General features: G+C 38.3%; 22 protein-coding genes, 2 pseudogenes, 1 riboswitch and 1 other annotated feature (1 of these 26 only partly in view). Of the genes and pseudogenes, 15 read left to right on the top strand and 9 right to left on the bottom strand.

Annotated elements, in window-relative coordinates:
- Positions 1-442 precede the first annotated feature (442 nt).
- A riboswitch (TPP riboswitch) is annotated at positions 443-546 on the top strand.
- A 107-nt stretch (positions 547-653) separates the two neighbouring features.
- The 9 genes and pseudogenes from tenA to RCG23_RS24085 all read left to right on the top strand — a co-directional run bounded on the left by tenA (position 654) and on the right by RCG23_RS24085 (position 6,947).
- Positions 654-1,339: pseudogene (gene tenA / locus RCG23_RS24125) on the top strand (thiaminase II).
- On the top strand, positions 1,336-1,932 hold the full coding sequence (locus tag RCG23_RS24120; protein ID WP_308177738.1) for an ECF transporter S component: 597 nt from the start codon (positions 1,336-1,338) through the stop codon (positions 1,930-1,932). The pseudogene tenA and the gene RCG23_RS24120 overlap by 4 nt, the downstream one beginning before the upstream one ends.
- The gene (locus tag RCG23_RS24115) at positions 1,910-3,505 is read left to right on the top strand and encodes an ABC transporter ATP-binding protein (protein ID WP_308177737.1); all 1,596 of its coding nucleotides are present in this window, start codon (positions 1,910-1,912) and stop codon (positions 3,503-3,505) included. Before RCG23_RS24120 ends, RCG23_RS24115 begins: the two co-directional genes overlap by 23 nt.
- The gene (locus tag RCG23_RS24110; protein ID WP_308177736.1) at positions 3,495-4,232 is read left to right on the top strand and encodes an energy-coupling factor transporter transmembrane component T family protein; all 738 of its coding nucleotides are present in this window, start codon (positions 3,495-3,497) and stop codon (positions 4,230-4,232) included. The genes RCG23_RS24115 and RCG23_RS24110 overlap by 11 nt, the downstream gene beginning before the upstream one ends.
- A 187-nt stretch (positions 4,233-4,419) precedes the next feature.
- Positions 4,420-4,884 (top strand): NUDIX hydrolase, encoded by a 465-nt coding sequence (locus RCG23_RS24105; RefSeq protein WP_308177735.1) that lies wholly within the window; start codon positions 4,420-4,422, stop codon positions 4,882-4,884.
- A 28-nt stretch (positions 4,885-4,912) separates the two neighbouring features.
- Positions 4,913-5,410 carry a GNAT family N-acetyltransferase gene (locus RCG23_RS24100; protein WP_308177734.1) on the top strand — a complete coding sequence of 166 codons (498 nt, stop codon included), beginning with the start codon at positions 4,913-4,915 and terminating at the stop codon, positions 5,408-5,410.
- Positions 5,403-5,663, top strand: coding sequence for a hypothetical protein (locus RCG23_RS24095; RefSeq protein WP_308177733.1), 261 nt, complete (start codon positions 5,403-5,405; stop codon positions 5,661-5,663). The genes RCG23_RS24100 and RCG23_RS24095 overlap by 8 nt, the downstream gene beginning before the upstream one ends.
- Entirely contained in the window at positions 5,605-6,276 is a 672-nt protein-coding gene (locus RCG23_RS24090) for a class I SAM-dependent methyltransferase (protein ID WP_308177732.1), read from the top strand. The genes RCG23_RS24095 and RCG23_RS24090 overlap by 59 nt, the downstream gene beginning before the upstream one ends.
- A gap of 107 nt (positions 6,277-6,383) precedes the next feature.
- Positions 6,384-6,947, top strand: a complete 564-nt coding sequence (locus tag RCG23_RS24085; protein ID WP_308177731.1) for an isochorismatase family protein — start codon at positions 6,384-6,386, stop codon at positions 6,945-6,947.
- Positions 6,948-7,019: 72 nt separating this feature from the next.
- Here the strand turns inward: RCG23_RS24085 and RCG23_RS24080 are convergent, their stop codons facing one another.
- Positions 7,020-7,532, bottom strand: coding sequence for a DUF3189 family protein (locus tag RCG23_RS24080; RefSeq protein WP_308177730.1), 513 nt, complete (start codon positions 7,530-7,532; stop codon positions 7,020-7,022).
- Positions 7,533-7,792: 260 nt separating this feature from the next.
- Here RCG23_RS24080 and RCG23_RS24075 point away from each other — a divergent pair, with 260 nt between their 5' ends.
- Positions 7,793-8,443, top strand: a complete 651-nt coding sequence (locus RCG23_RS24075) for a class I SAM-dependent methyltransferase (protein WP_308177729.1) — start codon at positions 7,793-7,795, stop codon at positions 8,441-8,443.
- A 156-nt stretch (positions 8,444-8,599) separates the two neighbouring features.
- Here RCG23_RS24075 and RCG23_RS24070 read toward each other — a convergent pair whose 3' ends face one another.
- Positions 8,600-9,511: a DMT family transporter gene (locus RCG23_RS24070; RefSeq protein ID WP_308177728.1), complete on the bottom strand. Its 912-nt coding sequence runs from the start codon at positions 9,509-9,511 to the stop codon at positions 8,600-8,602.
- Positions 9,512-9,712: 201 nt separating this feature from the next.
- On the opposite strand from RCG23_RS24070, the gene RCG23_RS24065 reads away from it, so the two are divergent.
- The 3 genes and pseudogenes from RCG23_RS24065 to RCG23_RS24055 all read left to right on the top strand — a co-directional run bounded on the left by RCG23_RS24065 (position 9,713) and on the right by RCG23_RS24055 (position 12,577).
- A complete protein-coding gene (locus RCG23_RS24065; protein WP_308177727.1) occupies positions 9,713-10,744 on the top strand; it encodes a Delta(5) desaturase DesA in 1,032 nt (343 codons plus the stop codon).
- Between the two features lie 101 nt (positions 10,745-10,845).
- Positions 10,846-11,981 (top strand): annotated as a pseudogene (locus RCG23_RS24060) (sensor histidine kinase).
- Entirely contained in the window at positions 11,978-12,577 is a 600-nt protein-coding gene (locus tag RCG23_RS24055) for a response regulator (RefSeq protein ID WP_308177726.1), read from the top strand. The pseudogene RCG23_RS24060 and the gene RCG23_RS24055 overlap by 4 nt, the downstream one beginning before the upstream one ends.
- 308 nt (positions 12,578-12,885) lie before the next feature.
- Here the strand turns inward: RCG23_RS24055 and RCG23_RS24050 are convergent, their stop codons facing one another.
- From RCG23_RS24050 to RCG23_RS24030, 5 genes are all read right to left on the bottom strand, one after another.
- A complete protein-coding gene (locus RCG23_RS24050) occupies positions 12,886-13,137 on the bottom strand; it encodes a hypothetical protein (protein WP_308177725.1) in 252 nt (83 codons plus the stop codon).
- A 307-nt stretch (positions 13,138-13,444) separates the two neighbouring features.
- Positions 13,445-13,672, bottom strand: coding sequence for a hypothetical protein (locus RCG23_RS24045; protein ID WP_308177724.1), 228 nt, complete (start codon positions 13,670-13,672; stop codon positions 13,445-13,447).
- A 132-nt stretch (positions 13,673-13,804) separates the two neighbouring features.
- The gene (locus tag RCG23_RS24040; RefSeq protein WP_308177723.1) at positions 13,805-14,560 is read right to left on the bottom strand and encodes a hypothetical protein; all 756 of its coding nucleotides are present in this window, start codon (positions 14,558-14,560) and stop codon (positions 13,805-13,807) included.
- Positions 14,557-14,724, bottom strand: a complete 168-nt coding sequence (locus tag RCG23_RS24035) for a hypothetical protein (RefSeq protein ID WP_308177722.1) — start codon at positions 14,722-14,724, stop codon at positions 14,557-14,559. The genes RCG23_RS24040 and RCG23_RS24035 overlap by 4 nt, the downstream gene beginning before the upstream one ends.
- A gap of 68 nt (positions 14,725-14,792) precedes the next feature.
- Positions 14,793-15,266: an Hsp20/alpha crystallin family protein gene (locus RCG23_RS24030; protein ID WP_308177721.1), complete on the bottom strand. Its 474-nt coding sequence runs from the start codon at positions 15,264-15,266 to the stop codon at positions 14,793-14,795.
- 191 nt (positions 15,267-15,457) lie between these two features.
- Between RCG23_RS24030 and RCG23_RS24025 the strand changes: the two genes are divergently transcribed.
- Together RCG23_RS24025 and RCG23_RS24020 are read left to right on the top strand one after the other, a co-directional pair.
- The gene (locus RCG23_RS24025) at positions 15,458-16,198 is read left to right on the top strand and encodes a hypothetical protein (RefSeq protein ID WP_308177720.1); all 741 of its coding nucleotides are present in this window, start codon (positions 15,458-15,460) and stop codon (positions 16,196-16,198) included.
- Between the two features lie 54 nt (positions 16,199-16,252).
- Positions 16,253-16,606: an HAD family hydrolase gene (locus RCG23_RS24020; protein ID WP_308177719.1), complete on the top strand. Its 354-nt coding sequence runs from the start codon at positions 16,253-16,255 to the stop codon at positions 16,604-16,606.
- Positions 16,607-16,651: 45 nt separating this feature from the next.
- On the opposite strand, the gene serA is transcribed toward RCG23_RS24020, so the two are convergent.
- Together serA and RCG23_RS24010 are read right to left on the bottom strand one after the other, a co-directional pair.
- Positions 16,652-18,271: a phosphoglycerate dehydrogenase gene (serA, locus tag RCG23_RS24015; protein WP_308177718.1), complete on the bottom strand. Its 1,620-nt coding sequence runs from the start codon at positions 18,269-18,271 to the stop codon at positions 16,652-16,654.
- Complete coding sequence (locus RCG23_RS24010; RefSeq protein WP_308177717.1) at positions 18,264-19,421, bottom strand: pyridoxal-phosphate-dependent aminotransferase family protein; 1,158 nt, start codon at positions 19,419-19,421, stop codon at positions 18,264-18,266. Before RCG23_RS24010 ends, serA begins: the two co-directional genes overlap by 8 nt.
- 69 nt (positions 19,422-19,490) lie before the next feature.
- Positions 19,491-19,597, bottom strand: a binding site (T-box leader); it runs 106 nt beyond the window's last position.

Genomic DNA, 19,597 nt, shown 5'->3' with positions numbered 1-19,597 from the left:
GCAGATAACCTCTCTCTTTAAAATTTTTTCTCAAGATTTATCTTTAAATACCCTAATTTATAAGATTGCTAACTAATAAATAATAGAAAAGTTAAGTAGCTTATTCTGGGATTTTTTGTGTCGAATGGTTTTCGAGTGCCTGTTTTGATAATGTGGTAAAGTTATGGAATATATGGATTTGAACGGTACTTAGTGCCCATTTCCTACCTCCCTGAAGATCGAAAAGGAAAGCCTGACACAATAAGGGAATTCTGGTTAAATCATACCAACTTGTCAGCAACAGAAATATATTTGACCCCAAAAACATCCGCCATGATTGCTACAAGAATTAAATAACAGCAACATACTTTAGCCATTAATCACTATGTCAAAATAAAAAAAGACCTACAATATTAATTGACATAATAGAAAAGCATGTGTAGAGTAAAGGTGAAATTAATAGGAAGACCACTAGGGGAGCCATTTCATGGCTGAGACGAGAGTTTTCTCGGACCCTTTGAACCTGATCTAGTTCATACTAGCGTAGGAAAGTGGAGTCCGTGCATGAGTATATACTATTATTCTGCCGCTCCATTTTGGAGCGGTTTTTTTCGTTTCTACGTCATACTCGCCCCCATTAGTGTCTTCCTAGATAACCAATTAGGGGAAAAAATATGAGTTTTTCAGCAGAACTGAGGAGAGAAGCAACTCCAATCTTTAATGCGATTTTTGAACATCCTTTTGTACAGGGAATAGCGAATGGAGATCTAAAAAAGGATCAACTAATTCACTATGTTAAACAGGATTTTGAGTATTTGAGTTCGTTTATCAGAATCTATGGAATAGCCATTTCAAAGTGTGAAAATCGTGAAGATATGGACATGTTTAATAAGCAAATCTCATTTATTATAAACAGCGAAATTCACCCTCACAATAACTTTTGTCAAATCGCAGGTGTTTCCTACGAGGAATTACAGGGGTATTCATTATCTCCATCGGCACATCAGTATATCCGTCATATGCTTACAGTTGCTCACGAAGGAACATTGGGCGAAATTTTGGCTGTCTTATTACCTTGTCCGTGGACCTATTGGGAAATTGGAAGGAAATTATTAAATGATGTTAATCCAGATAACTCGCATCCATTTTATGATTGGATAAGTTTTTATGGCAATCGAACCGATTCCATTACTACTAAACTTTGTGCCCGACTAGATGAGTGGCGAAAGAAGCAACAAAAAGAGAAAAAGAAAAGATGAGAGAACATTTTTTATTAAGCTGTCAGCTTGAATATATGTTTTGGGATATGGCGTATAGACTAGAAGAATGGCCTGTTAAAATGGGGGGCGTATTAAGATGAACTGGAAAATGAAAGAAGTAGTTCTTGCTGTTATTTTAGCAGTGGCCTGTGGAGTTATTTATTTAGGATGGTCTACGCTTTGGATTCCGATTTCGGCTATTGTAGGACCAGTAGGTGCTGGTTTTATGTTTGGAATTTGGGTAATCGCTAGTCCAATAGTCGCCTATATTATCAGAAAACCGGGGGCAGCGTTTATTGCAGAGGTTGCAGCTGCTGCCGTAGAGTTATTGACTGGAAGTCATTTTGGACTAACTGCCTTGTTAGTTGGTGTCTTTCAAGGAATAGGATCAGAAATTGCATTCGGGATTTTCAGATATAAACGCTACAACCTATTTACTTTAATGCTTTCAGGAGCACTTGCAGCAGTTGGAAGCATGATCTACAACTTAATTGCCAACGGGTTTGGATATTATACTACTAAAGTATTTTTTGTGACGTTAGGCATTCATGTATTAAGTGGTATTATTCTGGGTGGTTTATTAGCCAAGGTAGTAGTAGACTCACTAGCTAAAACAGGAGTTCTGGAACAATACGAAATTATGAAGGAAAAAAGGAAAAAGGAAGACGTAAATGGAAATGCATCTGGGATGTAAGGATCTTTCTGTTCGTTTTTATAATCGATCTGAAAAAATACTGAGTAATGTTAATTTATCAATACATAAAGGGGAGAAAGTATTAATAGTGGGTCCTAGCGGCAGTGGGAAATCAACTTTGATTTCCACTCTTGCCGGTATTATTCCTGAGCATATGGAGGCAGAGGTAAATGGTGAAGTATTCCTCTGTAAAGATGTCGGTGTCATTTCCCAAGATCCTGATACCCAATTTTGTATGCTTCATGTGGATGAAGAAATAGCATTTAGTCTCGAAAACCGTTCTATTCCTCGAAGTGATATGGACAAATTGATTTCTGACTTAATGGATAAAGTAGGATTAAAGATAGATAAGAAAACACCAATTGAAACACTTTCAGGTGGTATGAAACAACGATTGGCATTAGCTTGTTTATTAGCACTAGAACCTGAAGTATTGTTCTTTGATGAGCCAACAGCCCAACTAGATCCTTTAGGCAGGAAAGAAATATTTGATTTACTGAATCACTTAGCTCACGAAACAAATCAAACGATGGTTTTTGTAGAGCACGTACTTGATGGATGTATTGAATGGATGGATCGTGTAATAATTATGAATGAGAGCGGTAGCATTATTGGTGATGGGAAGCCCGATGAAATTCTAGCTCATTTCAATAGTCATATGAAAGAAGCTGGTATTTGGCGGCCAAAGTTATATCCAGAAAAGTGGATGGAGGTTGTTCACAATGCCTCGCACCCGTTATCCATCAAACTTTCCAATCTATTAGAAACTAAGTCAGTAATAAAAACAAAAGAAAATAAAAAAGAGAATATTTTGATCAGTACTGAGAATGTTGATATTGGCTATGGGAAGCAAGCAATAATAACAGATATTAATATAAAAATACATAAAGGTGAGTGGATTTGCATCGTCGGCGAAAATGGGGCTGGAAAAAGTACCTTCTTGAAAAGTCTTATCGGGTTGGAGCCGATTAAAAAAGGAAAAATTCACTTTCAAGGAATTGACCTAAAAAAATGGTCGGATCAAGAATTATTTGAGAAAGCAGGCTTTGTTTTTCAAAATCCAGAACATCAATTTATAACCGACACAGTATTTGAGGAAATTGCCTTTGGAGGCAGACAAAGAAACGAGTCTGATGAGTTAACTAATGCAAAAACAAAACATCTGTTACAGGAGTTTGGATTGGAATCTTTTCACAGCGCACACCCTTTTACACTAAGTTTAGGTCAAAAACGGCGATTAAGTGTGGCGACAATGTTATTGTTTGATCAACCCTTATTATTGCTTGATGAACCAACATTTGGTCAAGATGAAAAAACAGCTAGAGAACTCACTAAACGCCTAAAAAAGAGACGGGACGCAGGAACAACCATTATAATGGTCACCCATGATATGGATTTAGTTGACGACTGTTCAGATCTGGTAGTTCTCTTTAACAAAGGTAAATTGACCTATCATGGGACACCATATCGGTTATTTTCGAATCAGCAGCTTTTACGTGAAAGTGAATTAATCCCACCACTTCATTACCAGTTGATGCATGCACGGGAGGAGAGCAAATTGTATGAATGCTAACCACTCATTTCTTTCTTCTCTAAATCCTACTTGCAAACTCATATCGCATTTTTTGGTTATGTTTTTTTTGATGGCCATATCCAATCCTAAAGTGACTTTTTTGATTTGGTTTCTTGCAATATTAATCGGCATTTTTTTAGGCGGATGGAGAATCTCTTACTTATTAAATAGGCTTTTGCCTTATCTAGGCTTTTTTATTCTTATATTTTGGATGATGGCAGTATTTGGAGAAGGGGGAGAAACAATTTGGAAATGGGCGTGGTTCCATATTACCAAAGAGAGTATGAATCACGGCTTAACTATATCTTTGCGTATGTTAGGGTTTGTTACCTATGGATTATTATTCACCTCTACAACAGACTTAACCTTATTCATTATGAGCTTAATTCACCAGTGTAAACTTTCACCTAAATGGGCGTATGGGTTATTGGCAGGGTTCCGTTTTATCCCACTCTTTCAATCTGAACTAAACCAAATGAAGACTGCACATAAAGTCAGAAGCTATAAGGAAAAAAACAGATGGAAAGCTTTCTTAAGGTACTCTTTACCGTTATTTACTCAAGGAATACGAAAGTCGGAACGAATTGCTATTGCTATGGAAGCACGTGGATTTACAGGTACACGACACCGAACTTATTATCAAACAACAAAAATTATAACGAAAGACTTTGTCTATTTATTTTCTTTATTATCAGCTGTCCTGGTGATTATTATTTTTGTTGAATGACGATCAAGGTTTTTTTACCATTGAAAACCATTATTATTATTTTAATTATGAGCGACACTTCTATTTGGAAGTGTCGCATATTTATTATTTAGGGAGGAGAGATAAACAATATAGTTGAAGAAGGGGTTTAGTGATTAAAAGTAGAATAAGGTAGAGCGGACAAATTAATGAAAAAGCAGGAGAAAAAATGAATACACAAGGAATTGTTTTAGTTGTAAGTGTTTCAATTATCAGGGATGAAAAAGTTTTAATGATTAAGGAAAATAAACCTACAGCCCTAAATAAGTGGAATTTTCCATCTGGCCGTATTGAACGTAGAGAAGATATTCTTCATGCTGCCAGGAGGGAAGTAAAAGAGGAAACAGGATATGACGTAAAGCTTACAAAGACTACAGGTATTTATAATTTCATAAGCAGCTCAAATCATCAGGTTATTCTCTTTCACTTTATAGGCGAAGTAATTGGCGGATCATTAAAAATTGAAGAGGAACAAATTATAGACAGTAAATGGATAAAAGTAACCGATCTGATGAATACCGACAATATTGACTTACGTGATGCCGGTGTGATAAAGCAAATTGTATCTAAATTGATAAATAAAGATTTTTATCCTATGACCATTTTTCATGACCAATTAAGCAACGAAGGCTAATAAAATTTTTTTTGAAAGGGGGATACGAATGAAAAGTCTTCCCGCACAAAGTGGCACAGTTGTTCTGGATTTTTATAAACCTGAGTATAAAGCAGAATTAGAAAATTATTTTTTGCCAATCGACCAATTAAAATATTCTGGAATGCCTCTTGATGCGATACAAAAATGTGAAATAGAAGAGGATCGTTATCCCATCGTGGTCCTATATAACAATAAACCCGCTGGTTTTTTTGTTCTTCACGTGTGGGAGGGAGTTCGACAATATTCTGACAATAAAGATGCCATTCTGTTGAGAGCATACTCAGTTAATGCTTCCTGCCAAGGAAAAGGAATAGCCAAAAAATCACTGTTATTGTTGCCATCCTTTGTTAAAAAACATTTCCCTACAAAAAATGAAATCATCCTTTGTGTGAACCATAAGAATATTGCTGCCCAAAATGTTTATTTGAAATGTGGCTTTAAGGATAAGGGAATAAGAGTGATGGGAAGCATTGGAGAAATGTTTCTTTTCCATATGGATGTATAAGAGATTTAGGAGTGAGTTTATGAATGATAACATTATAGATAGTATTCTTGAATGTATGGCTCTAAATGATAACAATACAAATATACAAAGAGCCCAGACTGAGCATCGTCTTAAATTGGCTGAATTCTGGGGTATAAAAAAAGGCAGCAGAGTGCTGGAAATCGGTTGCGGCCAAGGAGACACGACAGCTGTTCTTGCATATTTGGTTGGAGAGGAAAGGCCTCGTCCATGGTGTCGATATTGCTTCTCCTAGTTATGGAAGCCCAATCACGCTCGGTGATTCTGCTGATTATTTAATGCGATCAATGCTGGGAAAGCAGATAAAAATAGATTTTGAAATGGATATATTATCTCCTAAAGTAGATTTTCCTGAAAACTCATTTGATTTCATTGTATTATCGCACTGCTCCTGGTACTTCAAATCCTTTGAAGAGATTTTAGAAGTATGTACCAAAATCAGGAGATGGGGAAAAAAATTATGTTACGCAGAATGGGATTCTAGAATTAACAAGATAGAGCAATTACCGCACTTTTTAGCCATCTTAATTCAAGCCCAATATGAATGTTTTAAGGAAAATAGCACTTCAAATGTACGAACACTTTTTACCCCTACGGATGTAAAGGATGTTGTTGAAAAATCAGGCTGGAGCATAATAAAAGAGCAGTCTATTTCTTCAAATGCGCTGCAGGATGGTAAATGGGAAGTTGATCTTACATTAAATGAATATCAATCAGGGCTTGAAGATATTAGCGGCATTCCCACAAAACTAAAGTCACTAATAAAATCACAAATGAATTTGTTAGAAGAGTCGATCAAGAACCATGATATTAAACCTATGTCAACATTTGCATTTATCGCAGAGTAATAATCTAAAGTAAAATTCATTAGGGTCAACTATTAAGATTGTATCTTCCAAAACAATTGTTGTAAGATACAAATATCTTGAGAAATTTTTGTAAGGGGAGCATTAATATGAGCACACAACAAATCGACTTTCAAAAAACTGGATTGGTTATCATAGATCTACAAAAAGGGATTGTAAGTATGCCTGGGGGACAAGAAGTTGTTGAAAAGGCTGCCGAAATCGTTAAGCTCTTTCGTGAAAAAGATGGTTTTATTTCTTTTGTAAAAGTTGATTTTCATGACGGAAAGGATTCATTAAAACCTGCGACAGATCAGCCAGTTAACGCCGTGCAGCGTCCTGCCGATTGGGCGGAGTTTGTACCGGAGCTTGGAGTGAGTTCAACTGATTATGTCGTCACAAAACGACAATGGGGAGCTTTTTTCGGAACTGATTTGGATCTACAGCTTCGCCGCAGAGGCATCGATACTATTGTCCTATGTGGAATTGCTACTAATATCGGGGTAGAAAGTACGGCGAGAGAAGCATTTCAATATGGCTATAATCAAATATTTATCACTGATGCCATGACCACCTTCAGTCAGGAAGCACACGACGCATCCTGCAAATTCATCTTCCCGAGGATCGGGAAGAATAGGACCACTGAACAATTTTTATCAGAAGTGAAGGATTAATAATGGGCTAGTCCGGTTAATTTGTTTTGAGAGAGGGGTATCCTTTTCTCTTATTTTTTTTGAAAATAAGTCTCACTTATACATTTCATTGTCTAATGTGATTACATTTTCATTAAAAGTAGTCCTGCCAATATGCTTTGTATTTTCAACGAGCCTATATAAATTATCACAACATTGTTTTGCACCCATAACTAATAGCGGAACTCCAATAAAGTCAATTTTCAATGTACGTGAAAAAAATCCACCTAATGACATAGTAATGGGTACTGTTGGTGAAGTATTTGAGAAAACAATTTTTTCATTTAAATGAAATTTTTCTTGAAACAATAATGTCAATTCTTTTAAAGCGGGAACCACATATTTATTCCTTTTCCGACCAAGGGTATAAACGGAGTTTCCATCTTCATCAGTTCCGTGAAAAATAAGCTTTCCAAAATCCTCTTTTGTCAATTTATTAAAATATTTCACATTTAAAATTTCTTCAGTAGTTAGCTTTCTTTCCGATTGAGGCAAATGTCTTAAATGGTAGGCAGCCGCCAGTGAAGTAGTATGTGTGCCCCCAAAATCATTATAAATATAAAGCATAAATAACCATCCTTTATCATATTATCTATTTTTATTATAGGCATTTCCTTAACTGGCAATACGTGGACTAGAATTGAAGGTCAATTTAATCATATACCATTTTTTTAAGGAGCGATCAGCTTGATTGAAAATGAAGCAGCATGTTGAGCGGGACCTGAAGACCATTCTTGAGCGACTTGAAACGAATGAAATTCTTTAATTACGGTGACCGTCCATGCTGGATGCATGTTCGGTCTTTTTTTGTCAGAGAGTTATGGTATATGATGTTGGTATTAAATAGATTTAGGATTTGGAGTGGGGAATATGGCAGGTCATTCGCAAAGTGGTATGATTTTTTTATGAGTCCGCTGGAGAAACGGAAATTTAGTGTAGTACGCAGGAAGCTGCTAAATAACGCTACAGGAAATGTGCTTGAAATTGGTTCAGGAACAGGAATTAACTTTCCTTTATATAGCGTGGCGGCAAAAGTTACTGCCATTGAGCCGAGCGAACATATGATTGACCGTTCTAGAGACAAGCAGAGTGTAGCGAAGGTTCCCATTGAAGTGGTACATGGAGGTGCTGAAAAGCTGCCTTTTTCAGATAACCAATTCGATACTGTCGTGGCAACACTTGTTTTTTGTACCATTCCAAATGTGGATTTGGCAATGGAAGAAATGAAACGAGTATGTAAACCTGGCGGGAGAATCTTATTGTTTGAGCATGTGAAAATGGAAAATCCTTTTTTATCAAAACTTCAGGATGTGCTAACACCCTTTTGGAAAAAAATCTGTGATGGCTGCCGATTGAACAGGGATACGATTAGTCTTTTGCATGAGCACGGACTGAAAATTACATCATTACAAACCTTTTATCGGGGACTTTTCATTGTCGTGGAGGTAAGAAATGATAGGTCTAACACTTTTGCTTAGAAAAAGGAACTTAGACTACATAGAAAAAGGCTGATCCCAAGTCAATTTGATTGTGACGGTTTGGGACAGCCTTTATTTAGCTAATAAGAAGATATGCACGACTACAAGCTCCATTTTAAAACGCGCCTCTACCAGACCCAAAAAATAACACCATCTCTACCTTTTCCCCATCGATAAAATCATAATCGTCGCAATGATACAAAAGCTCCCAAGCCACTCAATCAAACTGAAAGGAACATGCAGCCAGGCAACCGCTAAAAAAGCGGCCGATAATGGTTCTGCACAGGCTAACAGGCTGGCTTCTGATGCACTCAAGTATTTCATGCTTTCCATATAACAGAAAAATGCTAGCACTGTACCTAGAAGAATCACTACAATCACCGCACCAAAAGACGCAAAAGACCAATGCCCCTGAAAATCCCAAGGGGGCTGAACAAAGCTAAACCCAATTCCGCCAATAAGCATACCCCAGCCCACTGTGACCAATGAACCCCATTTAGATAGCAGACCACCAGGATACAGCGTATAAAAAGCCAGCTCAAAAGCGGAAAGGATTCCCCATATAAATGCGGGTGTAGATATCGACAACCTATGGATATTACCATTTGTCACGAGAAGAAAAGTACCAATTAAAGCTAACCCAACTGCAAAAACTTCCTGTTTTGACGGCCACGACTTTGCCCGCAGGCATAGATAGCAAGTGATTAACACCGGCGCCAGATATTGAAGAACGGTCGCAGTTGCGGCATTTCCGTGCTGAATGGCCGCAAAATATGTATATTGAACCCCGAGCATGCCTACTATTCCAAAAACGATTAACTGGATTCTGTATTTTTTTATTTTCCAGACAGACCATATATTTTGTTTTTTTACACGATGAGAAAAATACAAAAGGATCATTCCTGATAGAATCAGTCGAGTATCCACAAGCCAAGCCGCAGTAAAACCCCGCTCCTGAAATAAGTATTGGGCAACAGTTCCGGATATTCCCCAAAAAATAGCCGCAATTAGAACTAATACAATTCCTTTTCCCCTTGTTGCTGTCAAAACTACACTTTGAGTACTCATCTGACCCTCCCGAACAAAACATAAAACTTATTAAAAATTATAGCATTAAAATCCAATAATTTTGGGTAAATTTATTTTGGGAGCTCCAACTGCATATATGACATTTATCATGTCCAGGATATGATACCTGCTACTAGGAAGGACTAATATTATTGTATACAATTGATTTAACGACATTATGGAAGGGGAATTTGACTAACTATGGTCGAACAAAGCACAAAGAATTTGAGGAAACAGGTTGCCCCTTATGAAAAATCACAAACAAGGGAAAGTGTTTTTCAGATCCTCAACACAATCGTTCCTTTTATTGTGTTATGGTACCTGGCATACCAAAGCCTTTCCATATCATATTTACTGACATTAGCACTTGAAATTGTAGCTGCAGGATTCCTGATAAGGATTTTCATTATTTTTCATGACTGCTGTCACCATTCATTTTTTAAAAACCGTACTGCCAACAAAATTCTCGGAACTATTACTGGTGTATTAACTCTTTTCCCCTATGATCAATGGGCACATGATCATTCGGTTCACCACGCAACAAGCAGCAATCTTGATAAAAGGGGAACAGGTGATATTTGGACACTGACCGTGGAAGAGTATATTGCCGCACCGCTTTCATTAAAAATCGGTTACCGTTTGTATCGTAACCCGCTCGTTATGTTTATATTAGGACCAATTTATGTTTTCGTATTAAAGAATCGTTTTAACCGTAAAGAAGCAAGAACAAAGGAACGCAACAACCTTTATTTAACGAATGTTTTACTCGCAGCAACAGTAGGATTGCTTTGCTGGGCAATTGGCTGGGAAAACTTCTTGCTAATACAAGGTCCAATCTTCTTAATTTCCGGATCTGCCGGAATCTGGCTGTTTTATGTACAGCACACCTTTGAAGATGGTTATTTTGAAGGTGATAAGGAATGGGAATATGTGAAAGCAGCGGTAGAAGGAAGTTCTTTTTACAAGCTTCCTAAGCTTCTGCAATGGCTGACTGGCAACATCGGCTATCACCATGTTCACCATTTAAGCCCAAGGGTCCCTAACTATAAATTAGAAGAAGCACATGAAAATACGCAGCCTTTACAAAATGTCCCTACGATTACATTGGCGAAAAGCTTTAGCTCTTTAAAGTTCCGCCTGTGGGATGAGCAAACGAAAAATTTTGTAACCTTTAAGGACGTTAAAGCAATTTCCAAAAGAAGTCTTTCCGTCAAGGTTAAGCCTGAAATATAAAATGCCACAAAATCTCCCCTTATTGCACGCCGATAAGGGGAGTATTTCGATTAATGTGTTACTATTAGGCTAACAAATGTTTCCTAAATGAGGTCTTTATTATGTTTAAAAAATATTGGCAATTGGTGAAGAGCACGGGGATTTCTCCATATATTTGGACCATTCTTGGAATGCTGCCATTTTATTTTATATTCCAATCCGAGTCTACAATTGAAATCATCGTCGGAATCGTCCTGACCGTTTTGTTTTTTGTATTTTATCGTTTTGCGTTCATTTCCAAAGGGTGGCCCGTCTATTTATGGACCTGCCTACTCATCGGCATTTCAATTGCCTTAACGAGTTTGTTCAGTTATGTCTATTTCGCTTTTTTCCTGGCCTATTTTATCGGCAATATTAAAAATCGTATTCCTTTTCTGGTCTTATATTTTATCCACTTAGTCACTACATCTGCAGTGATAAATTTTAAAATTGTCTTAAAGGAAGACTTGTTTATCAAGCAGGTTCCGATTGTCATTATCGTATGGATTAGTGTCATACTGTTGCCTTTCAGCCTTCGTTACAAAAAAGAACGGGGACAGCTCGAGGAAAAGCTGGAGGATGCGAACAAAAAAATATCAGAGCTGGTTAAGATTGAGGAGCGTCAGCGAATAGCACGGGACCTTCATGATACACTGGCGAAAAGCTGTCTCTGATTGGTTTGAAAAGTGACCTAGCTAGAAGACTGATTTATAAGGATCCCGAGCAGGCACGCGAGGAATTGAAGGATATTCAACAAACGGCAAGAACGGCGCTAAATGAAGTGAGGAAAATGGTGTCTGAAATGCGGGGAATCCGCTTGAAGGATGAAATTGTTCACGTAAAGCAAATTCTTAAAGCCGCACAAATTGACTTTGTGGCGGATGAAGATATGAATATATCAAATGTTTCCCTGCTGACAGAAAACATTTTGAGTATGTGTTTAAAAGAGGCTATCACCAATGTGGTTAAGCATAGCAATGCAACAGCCTGTTACGTAACCATTGAGCAAACGGCTAGTGAAAGCGCCATTACTGTGCGGGATAATGGAAATACTGCCATGAAAAAAATTGATTTCAATAAGGGAAGCGGTTTGATGGGGATGAGAGAACGGCTCGAATTTGTTAATGGAAGCCTGGAAATCCTGGAACAGGAAGGAACAACGTTAATCATAAAAGTTCCGAATGTGGTCAGACTGTCAAATAGGGAGGATCTTGGATGATTCGCATCGTTATTGCAGAGGATCAGCGGATGTTATTAGGGGCTCTTGGTTCTTTACTCAATTTGGAAGATGATATGGAAGTAGTTGGACAGGCCAGTGACGGCGAGGAGGCAATCAAGCTGGTGCAGCAGCTGCAGCCGGATATATGCATAATGGACATTGAGATGCCTGGCAAAACGGGCCTTGAGGCAGCCGAAGAGTTAAAAGCATGTGGCTGCATGGTCATTATCTTAACAACCTTTGCCCGCTCAGGATATTTTCAGCGTGCTTTAAAAGCAGGTGTTCGCGGCTATTTATTAAAAGACAGCCCGAGTGAGGAATTGGCTAGCTCAATCCGCAATGTTATTGCTGGAAGACGCATTTATGCCCCAGAATTGATGGATGATGTTTATAGCGAAGAAAATCCTCTGACCGAGCGCGAAATGGACGTTCTTGAACTGATTGCCGACGGCCGTAATACAAAGGAAATTGCAAGCCAGCTAAGCATAACCACAGGTACGGTACGAAATTATATATCAACGATACTGGATAAACTGCAGGTAACAAATCGTATCGAAGCCATTACGCAATCAAAGGAAAAAGGCTGGTTTAAATAATATACCCCAAAAAGGACGTATGCATTGGCATACGTCCTTTTTTTGGCTAATCGTCATAATTAAAATTAAATAAAACTATTTTTTATGGTTGCACTATCAGATACATCCGGATCCAAAATATACGTCACAGGCAGAAGTATTGGAGAACCGTCTCCATTTTGTTCACCTATTCCCTGGTTTCGTTTATATGAAACAAACTGGTCAATAACCTGACTCGGCCCATGTTCACGACAGAGGCATGGTCCAGGACATTGACTTTTAGGCCAAAAGGTTTACGACCATTGGAGCAAAAATCATTTACATTCCTCCTATAATGTCGGAATCCTGCCAGATTCAAAAGAGGATGCGGAATCAATCTGGTCTCTGTCATCTACTAAGCTTCTATTGCCGATAAACCCGCTGTCATCTCCAAAGTTCTGTCCGTAGCCTTGATTTTTTTTGTCTGAATTATGCCATTCTGCCAATAAATTTTGGCCAATATTCACAGCTGAAGCATTTTCAAAGGAATTAATTTTAATGACACAGATATTAATATTAATGTAAGGGACTGGAGCCGCCATGGTCTTCCTCCTTGTTTTGAAAAGCTCTTTGGCTAAATGACGCTATTTTTGATTGTATTGCTGTCATTAACATCAGGGTCAAAAATATATGAAACGGAAATATTTATAGGTGATAGGTCACCGCTTTGTTCCCCAAATCCCTGGTTCCGCTTATAAGAAATCAATTGGTCAATAAATAGGTTGGCGCCACACTGACCAATGATGAATTATCGAGCGTATTTACTTTTATCCCTAAAAAATTTACGGCCATTGGCGCGATTATCATACACTTCACTCCTATCTTTTTTAGTTTGACCAAGAAAAGGTATTACGGATTTAATTTTTGTGCCAATGCGTCAATTTCATCATTATCTAAAATCGATTGAATAGGGGAAAATAAGTTGCAGAAATCAGCATTTTGCTGCCCAAACCCCTGATTTTTCTTTCCACTTACATTTCTGTTTGTAATAATATTTGAACCAAAAGAAACGGAGCCGTCATGATCCGAGTTTCCTATTTTTATATTAGAAATGTTGACATTAGTGGGAATAAACATAAAAAGAATTTCTCCCTTCTTTGACTGTAAAGCAAATCTCATTTTAGAAATTAAACGTAATAAAATACCTTATATCCTAAATATTTATTCAGTAAAAAGGGAAAGATGTTCATTCTGAGCAGATCTTCCATTTTAATTGTTATCGTCGACCATCGGGTCCTCAATAGGAATATCAGTGTAAAAAATTTCTCCCTCTGGAGAAGAATCAGAATAACTTTCTTCGGATGAAGTGGTGTCCTCGGCTTCTTTTTTCGCTGTTTTTGATTTAAGTTTATGTTCTTCCATTTCCTTTTTAAACTCTGCCGAAGCTTCACCCGGCAATGCAGCATTCCCATAAGTAGCGCCAATGTTTAATGCCCCGCTTAACTCCTTAATGCCTATCTGTGCAATATTATTATTTTGCTCGTATTTATCCAGGAAAAATTTATCAATATATAGTTCTTTTAAAACGATGGTTTGTTTACTGTCTGAATCTCCATTTTTTACGGGCTGTTCCCGAAGTTCTGATAATTCCTCCTGAATGGCTGCAGCACGCTTAAGCATGTCCAATTGTATTTCATTAATTAGGGCAATATTTTTTTCTAAAGCAATTAATTTTTCGTTACAATACTCCGCGTGCTTCATAAAAGGAGAAAGTTTTTGTCCTATCATGCTGTCTATGTAACGCTCGATGTGTTCATTACTGTCATTCCTCGTGTTTTTTTCAGCCTGAGACCCGAGATTGAAATAAGGCTGATTGTTTTGTTTCTCATGGCGCTGAAAAGTAATATATTCCGTTGAGTTAACCTTTTGGGTTAAGTTGTCCAGTTTAAGTTTCAAAGAATTTATCTGGCTTAGAATTTCATCTTCGGTGTTTTGCTCCATCGTGGACTTGTTCTCGGATTTCATCCGCCCTTGAGAGATGATATAGGACCTATCTTTGTTTCAAGTTTTAACAAACGATTTACATGAACTTCAAGGGTGTTTATTCTTCTAATCTGCTGTTCGAATTCTTCAATATTAATTGTTTTATTTTCACTGTATTTTTGACCGAAGAGTCCTTTAATTGACACTATTTATCACCACTTTTTAGAGGGGATTCAATCCTGTTTTGACTCATTCATCGTTTGAAATTTATCGTTCATTCGATATTTACATGCTCTTCCACTCCAAAAATCCTTCTATATGAAACGATTAAAAGCCCGTTTTCAAATTTAGCGCGAATCTGGGAAATATCAGTTGGCTCGGGAAGATCAACAACACGCTGAAACTCTCCGCCAATTCTTTCTTGGAGAATGGGCTGACCAGAAATAAAGGCTGCCATTGTTCCTTTTATTAATAGCTTCGCTCCTGAAATAGAAACCTGGAGATTTTCTTTCAAATATCCTGCAAGGTCAGCCATTATGATGATGTCCGTTTCCGTCATATAAATATCGATAGGAGGGAACTTGTTGTGTGGCGCTTTCTTAACTTCAGGTTCAGAAGAAGAGCCCATATTACCATCCTCCTTCATAAATTGATTAAAGGAGGATTGGTCAGCAAAGGCATTCCAAAAATCGGATGTTTGCTGCATCTTCGCTAATTCCATCCATTTCATGATTTTATCGAAATCCATGATTTCCTCCTTAGATTTAAAAAGGGAGACTAGTATGGCAGGCCATCTACTTATATTAATATTTTTATATTAAAATTTAATTCCATATAAAAAGAGACTATTTAAATTGATATGCCTAGACGTTTATAGAATACCGCTTTATTATGATAAACTAATGAATAATAAAGTGGGGGAATGAGGGGGATGGCTAGATGATTAAAACCATTTTGTTTGATGTTGACGGAGTCCTTTTGAGCGAGGATCATTATTTTGACGCATCCGCACTTACGGTTTGGGAGCTGTTGGTGAGTGATAACTATTTGGGTTTAATGCCTGAAAAGTTTAAAACTGATTTTGACCCAACCGAAATAGCAGTCATAAGAATGCAGGTATTCGAAAATGATCGGGTTTTGAAATTTTTAAAATCAAGAGGCCTTAATGCTAACTGGGATATGATTTTTCTAACTTTTAGTTACCAGCTCATTCATCTTTTATCCCAAATTAGAGAAGCGGAAGCCCATAAGATTAACAGATGGTTAACAACGGATATTACCAGAGATACGTTACGTGAAATTGGGCAGCTATTAAAAAAACATCATGTTACTTTCGACTTTGATCTGTTCCATAAAGACTTTCAAAAATTAAATGGGGCTAAGCAAGAGTTATTTATATTCTTGGACCATTTAGTAAAAGAAAATTTTGGATTCGAAACAACGATCTTTCAGAAAAAAGGAACCCTATGGTCCATATGCGAACATATATCACAAGAGTGGTATGTAGGTGATGAAAATGTTTTTGATTCTACTGGAAGGCCTTCAGTTCAATTAGGGAAAAGAGGATTTTTGGCAGACGAGAAAACCTTATGTGACCGAGAAGAAATTAATCAGCTATTTATGTGGCTTATAAGTAATGGTTTTTCTATTGGCATCGGAACCGGAGAGGCCAGAGCTTGAAACAATTAAGCCCTTTGAGCATCTGGATTGGCTGAGGCATTTTGATTTGGCGACGTGGTTACGGCTGATGAAGTCCTGAAAGCACAAAAAGAAGTAAAGATGGATAAATCGTTTTCCAAACCGCATCCGTATACATACGTCCAGGCTTTTTTAGGAAAAGATTATTCTTCTGCTGATTGTCTTAACACCCAATTGCCAATGGAAGAGGCGGAAGAAATTTTAATTATTGGGGACTCTCTCGCTGATTTATTGGCTGCAAGGGAAATGGGGGCGAGGTTTGCCGCAGTTTTAACCGGATTGTCCGGTCAGGATGCAAGGGGAGATTTCGAAAAGCATCGTGCTGATTATATTTTGGATAACGTATTGGAATTGAAAGGTCTATTAAAGACTTTGGAAAAAAGTGATTAATAATTAGGGTGTCCCGAACGTATTGGCCGACCCTTTTCCTATTGTTTAAAAAGAAACTAGCTTCATACTTGCTTCACTTGTATTTAGCTCAAGTAATTGTGCATCTTCCAGCCCCTTGATTGATTTTAATGCTTGGATGACATCACCCTCTATTTTTTTATCCAGGGTAAGGATCATTACCGCTTCTCCTCCCATAGATGTTCTTCCGACCTGCATGGTTCCAATATTAATCTGGTACTCTCCTAAAATGGAGCCTACTTTCCCGATCATCCCAGGAATGTCCTGATGCTTGATATATAAAAGGAAGCTTTCTGGCCGGACATCGACACGATAGTGATTCATTTTCACGATTCTTGCACCGTAACCATTTAAAACAGTTGCACCAACAGACGCTATTTCATTATCCTTTGAGAGGGTCAGTTCCATATAGTTGGCAAATCCCTTGTTTGTTGCATTCTTTTGTACGGTATACGGAACGCCTTGCTCCTTTAATAGATGGAAGACATTGATGAGATTAACAGACTCAGCAAAATGATAGGATAGAAGACCCTTAATCGTTGTACGTGTCAGCAAGTCGGTATCTTCGTCTGCCAATTCGCCGTAATAATTAATGTCAATCTTATCAGGAGCTTGCTTTAATAATTGCACTGCTAATTGTCCGATCTGCCCGCCAAGCTGTAAATACGGCTGTATTTTCCGGTGAGCTTCCCCGGATATTTGCGGCATATTGACCGCATGGCGAATCGTTTGTGTTTCAAAAATTTCAATGATTTCGTCGCTGACTTCTTCGGCAACTTTTTCCTGTGCTTCAACCGTTGAAGCAGCGAGGTGGGGAGTCACAATGATATGGGGATGCTGAAGCAATTCAGGGTCGATATATGGTTCTTTTTCAAATACATCCAGTGCAGCTCCGGCAACCTGTCCCGATTGCAAGGCTCTATGCAGAGCTTTCTCATCGATGATTCCGCCACGCGCACAGTTAATGATTCTGACGCCCGATTTTGTCCTGCTCAAATAATCATCATTTACGAGCCCCTTGGTTTCTCCAGTGAGCGGAGTATGAAGAGTGATAATATCTGATTCTGCAGCGATTAACTCAAGGCTAGCTTTCACTATACCTAATTTATTGGCTCTTTCTTCTGTCAGATATGGATCGTATCCCAAAATATGCATTCCAAAGCTTTTTGCACGCTTGGCGACTTCAGTTCCAATCTTGCCCATTCCAATGATACCCAGAGTCTTTTTGTAAAGCTCGATTCCTTTAAATGAGTTTCGTTCCCATTTCCCTTCAGAAGTTAGCAGATGTGCACTTGGAATATTTCTGACTAACGAAAGCATCAGGGCCAGTGTATGTTCTGTGGCAGCAATTGTATTGGCACCAGGTGCATTAACGACGATGATTCCCTTTCTGGTTGCGGCATTGATATCGATATTATCAACACCCACACCTGCCCTGGCAATCACACGCAATCTGTCACCATGCTGAATAATCTCTTCGGTAACCTGAGTTTGACTGCGGACAATCAGCGCATCATACTTCCCAATTACTTCACAAATCTGTTTAGACTGTAAGCCTGGCTGCTGATCAACCAGAAAATGGGGATGATCAATCAGGCTTTTTAATCCGCTGTCACTGATGGTATCTGTTACAAGCACCTTATACATGTTTGATCCACACCTCCTGAGCTCTTGTCGTTGCAGTTCCTAAAGCATTGTGATTACCTAGTTGATGAAGTGTCATTTCAATGCTGTTTAAGATTTTTAAAACATCAAAGGGCGTACAATAGCCCATATGCCCAATCCTGAAAATCTCTCCTTTTAGTTTCTTTTGACCCCCGGCAACGACAATATTGAATTTTTCCTCCAAGGTTTTCTTAATCTGTCTCGTCTTCTCATTATGGGTTACAACCGCAGTGACAGTTGGTGAGGCGTCTTCATCTGATGTGAGAAGCGGCAGCTCTAAAGCTTTTAAACCTTCACGGACCATCGTCTTTAAAAGCTGATGCCTTTGAATCACTTGTACAAATCCTTCTTCCTCAATCATTCGGCAAACCTCCAGCGCTCCATATATGAGTGATACTGCAGGGGTGAAGGGGGTGGACTTTTCTTTTTCATACGATTCTATATACCGATTTAAATCCAGATAAAATCTTTTCGCTTTGCAATTTTTGATTACTTTCCTTGCCTTCGTGCTCATAGCGATAAATGCCAAACCAGGTGGAAGCATCAATGCCTTTTGTGATCCAGATACCAGAATGTCAATATCCCATCCATTCATATCGATAGGAACAGCACCAATGCAGCTGACCCCATCGACGATAAAGAGGGCATCCGTTAAATCCTTTGTTACCTTGCCTAATTGATTAACGGGATTTAGAACTCCGGTTGACGTCTCACAGTAGGTAGCAAAAACAGCCTTGATTTTTTTGTTAATTGATTTGATGAAGAGTTCCAGCTGTTCAGGCGAACAAGTTTCGCCCCACTCGACATTCAATCGATGAACATTAGCGCCAAAGGCTTCACAAATATTGGCAAAGCGGTCACCAAATACACCAGTCACGATTACAATAACCTCATCATTTTCTTCGACTGTATTGACAACAGCTGTTTCCAATGCGGAGGTACCGCTCGCTGCAATTAAGTAAACTGGATTTTCTGTCCCGAAAATGGGGGAGAGGCGGGAAGAGACTTCTTCAAGTATTTTTGGAAAATCATTTCCACGGTGCGCAATCATCGGATGATTCATGGCATGTTGTATGCGATCGGGAATTGGGGTAGGACCTGGAGTGAATAAAAACTTCTGATCAATTAGCATCGGCTTTAACATCCTTTCTAAAAAAAAGTAAATAAAAACGCCCCTCATAACAGACATAACCGTCTTGTTATGAGGGGCGTGAGTATACGCGGTGCCACCCTCTTTTGTTACTAAAAAAAATAACCTCTTATAAAGATAACGGCTTATTGCCGTGCCAGCCTAATTAATTTTTCAGC

The sequence above is a fragment of the Neobacillus sp. PS3-34 genome (assembly GCF_030915465.1).
Classification (GTDB): domain Bacteria; phylum Bacillota; class Bacilli; order Bacillales; family Cytobacillaceae; genus Neobacillus_A.
This window is presented reverse-complemented; position numbering and strand designations above follow the sequence as displayed.

Coding starts and splice junctions, on each gene's coding strand:
- RCG23_RS24120 (WP_308177738.1), top strand. CDS start 1,336: ATGAACTGGAAAATGAAAGAAGTAGTTCTTGCTGTTATTTTAGCAGTG.
- RCG23_RS24115 (WP_308177737.1), top strand. CDS start 1,910: ATGGAAATGCATCTGGGATGTAAGGATCTTTCTGTTCGTTTTTATAAT.
- RCG23_RS24110 (WP_308177736.1), top strand. CDS start 3,495: ATGAATGCTAACCACTCATTTCTTTCTTCTCTAAATCCTACTTGCAAA.
- RCG23_RS24105 (WP_308177735.1), top strand. CDS start 4,420: ATGAATACACAAGGAATTGTTTTAGTTGTAAGTGTTTCAATTATCAGG.
- RCG23_RS24100 (WP_308177734.1), top strand. CDS start 4,913: ATGAAAAGTCTTCCCGCACAAAGTGGCACAGTTGTTCTGGATTTTTAT.
- RCG23_RS24095 (WP_308177733.1), top strand. CDS start 5,403: ATGTATAAGAGATTTAGGAGTGAGTTTATGAATGATAACATTATAGAT.
- RCG23_RS24085 (WP_308177731.1), top strand. CDS start 6,384: ATGAGCACACAACAAATCGACTTTCAAAAAACTGGATTGGTTATCATA.
- RCG23_RS24080 (WP_308177730.1), bottom strand. CDS start 7,532: ATGCTTTATATTTATAATGATTTTGGGGGCACACATACTACTTCACTG.
- RCG23_RS24075 (WP_308177729.1), top strand. CDS start 7,793: ATGATGTTGGTATTAAATAGATTTAGGATTTGGAGTGGGGAATATGGC.
- RCG23_RS24070 (WP_308177728.1), bottom strand. CDS start 9,511: ATGAGTACTCAAAGTGTAGTTTTGACAGCAACAAGGGGAAAAGGAATT.
- RCG23_RS24065 (WP_308177727.1), top strand. CDS start 9,713: ATGGTCGAACAAAGCACAAAGAATTTGAGGAAACAGGTTGCCCCTTAT.
- RCG23_RS24055 (WP_308177726.1), top strand. CDS start 11,978: ATGATTCGCATCGTTATTGCAGAGGATCAGCGGATGTTATTAGGGGCT.
- RCG23_RS24050 (WP_308177725.1), bottom strand. CDS start 13,137: ATGGCGGCTCCAGTCCCTTACATTAATATTAATATCTGTGTCATTAAA.
- RCG23_RS24045 (WP_308177724.1), bottom strand. CDS start 13,672: ATGTTTATTCCCACTAATGTCAACATTTCTAATATAAAAATAGGAAAC.
- RCG23_RS24040 (WP_308177723.1), bottom strand. CDS start 14,560: ATGAAATCCGAGAACAAGTCCACGATGGAGCAAAACACCGAAGATGAA.
- RCG23_RS24030 (WP_308177721.1), bottom strand. CDS start 15,266: ATGGATTTCGATAAAATCATGAAATGGATGGAATTAGCGAAGATGCAG.
- RCG23_RS24025 (WP_308177720.1), top strand. CDS start 15,458: ATGATTAAAACCATTTTGTTTGATGTTGACGGAGTCCTTTTGAGCGAG.
- serA (WP_308177718.1), bottom strand. CDS start 18,271: ATGTATAAGGTGCTTGTAACAGATACCATCAGTGACAGCGGATTAAAA.
- RCG23_RS24010 (WP_308177717.1), bottom strand. CDS start 19,421: ATGCTAATTGATCAGAAGTTTTTATTCACTCCAGGTCCTACCCCAATT.